Annotated in this window: 1 protein-coding gene; it reads left to right on the top strand. The window is 42.7% G+C overall.

The genetic code is table 11. The annotated features are described in order from the left end of the window. Nucleotides 1–505: AMP-binding protein (locus AC1DUW_RS32270; protein ID WP_477644646.1), on the top strand; the 505-nt coding region annotated here is incomplete at both ends.

Below are 505 nucleotides of genomic sequence, written 5' to 3'. Positions count from 1 at the left end.
GGGGTTATGCTCACCCATAAGAACTTGCTTGCAAATACGAAAATGTGTAATGCTTGGCTTTATAAAAATAAAYGTGGTGAAGAACGGATTCTAGCGATTCTTCCATTTTTCCATGTGTACGGTATGACGACTGTATTGGTTCTTTCCGTTATGGAAGGGAACACGATGATCATTATGCCAAGGTTCGATGTTGAAGCAACGCTGAAAACAATTCAAAAGCAGAAACCAACAATGTTTCCAGGCGCACCAACGATGTATATCGGTCTCTTGAACCATCCGGATATTGCAAAATATGATCTTTCTTCTATCAATGCTTGTATAAGCGGTTCAGCACCACTTCCATTAGAGATTCAAGAGCAGTTTGAGAAAATTACGGGCGGGAAGCTGGTTGAAGGCTTTGGTCTTACGGAAACATCTCCGGTTACCCATGCCAACTTTATTTGGGATCAGCCTCGGGTTAAAGGAAGCATTGGATTGCCTTGGCCGGATACGGACTCAGTAATTC

The sequence above is a fragment of the Peribacillus sp. P4_C12 genome (genome assembly GCF_056402095.1).
Note: the sequence above shows the minus strand (reverse complement) of the source record. Positions and strands in the feature narration are given on the sequence as shown.